This window comes from Nonomuraea longicatena (assembly GCF_039525605.1).
Lineage (GTDB): Bacteria > Actinomycetota > Actinomycetes > Streptosporangiales > Streptosporangiaceae > Nonomuraea > Nonomuraea longicatena.
Window position 1 is genome coordinate 1 of record NZ_BAAAHQ010000083.1, and the last position, 1,605, is coordinate 1,605.

Genomic DNA, 1,605 nt, shown 5'->3' on the forward strand with positions numbered 1-1,605 from the left:
AGCAACCGTCGCTGGCGCTCACCTATCTCCCAGCCGGGCCGCCCAGCAAGGTACTCAATCTCGCGACCCAACCAGGTGACGGCAGCGCCATCGCCAGTTGGGGTCTACCGGAGAGTACCGGGAGCGTGGCCGTGCTGAACGGCTACGACGTGGAAGTGACCAGCAGCAGCGGCGGCCTTGTCAAAACCCTAGAGGTCACGGATCCCTATGCTGCGATCGCCGGCCTAACCAATGGTGAAAATCACACCATCAAGGTTCGGGCTAAGACCGAATTCGGCATAAGCGATTGGGTATCGGCTACCGTAACGCCCAAGGCTGTGCCGCCGCCTCCTGTGCAGAGCCCCACACAACAATGCATCCCGTTCCTCGATACTCCGCCATCGCCCGCAAGCGTCAAGGCAGTGGGAGTATCAGGCGCCCAGGAATACATCACACGAGTACAGGCTTACTTTGGAGCTCAGGATGCTGTTCTGGAAGGCAGAGCGGCTACGATCTGGGACGCGCCCGGGGTAGCTCCTCAATCGCCGTCAACAGCCAAGCTCTCTCTTCTGAACACCCCCCTCGCCAACACTTTCGGCGCGATGCGTCAGGAAGGAGCGACCCGAACTGGTTCCTCCGTGAACCTTAGTGACGTAGTCGTCCATGGGATGCCAGACGGAAAGGTCCATGTATCGGCTCAGGTTCGACGGACGTGGAGGCTCCAATCCACCAGTGCCTCAACGGCCAAGACGGCTGGCACGGTTGACCCCAGCGAGTCGACTATCTCAATTTTTGTTTTCGATAGATGCGGTAACATTCAAGAGATCCAGGCGCCAAATCCAGCCTACGAGGATCCAACCGACAACGACGACCCCAAGCCGTACCCGCCGGGTGCTGGCGGATCCGCGCCGCCACCCCCAGTTTGGGGAAGCACTACCGAATGGTATAAGGCTCCCGTAGACCTTAGGGAAGGCACGAGCCAGCGGGACTTCCTTGGCAACGAGAGAGACTCCAAAACCAAGAAACTACGCCTCGGGAAAGGATGGTTCGTCCAAGCGAGAAGCGAATCCTACTGGGACAAGCACGAGCCCCAGTGGGACAACCGCTGGATGATCCGGAACTTTGTCAACAGAGTGCAGGTCTATCCGCAAAAGACCTCCCAATGGTTTACGAAGTACGGCAGGGCGCTCGTTAAGCACATGAAGCTTGAAGTTACGGGTTCGGCCTGCCTCACGCGCAAAGACAGCTCAACTGAGACGAACTATGGGATCAACCTGGCACCCGCAGGTGGGCTGACGTTTGGCGGCACCTCCAGGGGTACAGTGAATCAGGCCTGCAACTCCTTCAAGGACAAGGTCCTGGCTGGCCAGAGGCCGGAAATCGATGCGAGCGTAAGTTCCATCGATGGTTCCTGTCTTGGTGTCTGCTACCTCAAGGAGTACAAGCACTCCTTCTATCCTGTCCTTAGCCTTACCTTCAAAGATAGCCTGGGGCTAACAAAGACCTTCAAGAACCGCATGACCCTTGAATGCAAGGTGGCGAAGTTCTGGACTCCGGACTCAGAGTTCCATCACTTCCCCTGCGAGTCTGGGTCAACGGTAGAAATGCTTTCTACTCCGCCGCTCG

1 protein-coding gene is annotated in these 1,605 nt (G+C 57.9%); it reads left to right on the top strand.

Annotated elements, in window-relative coordinates:
• Positions 1-131: 131 nt before the first annotated feature.
• On the top strand, positions 132-1,605 hold a 1,474-nt coding region (locus ABD120_RS39305), incomplete at its 3' end, for a hypothetical protein (RefSeq protein WP_343955565.1).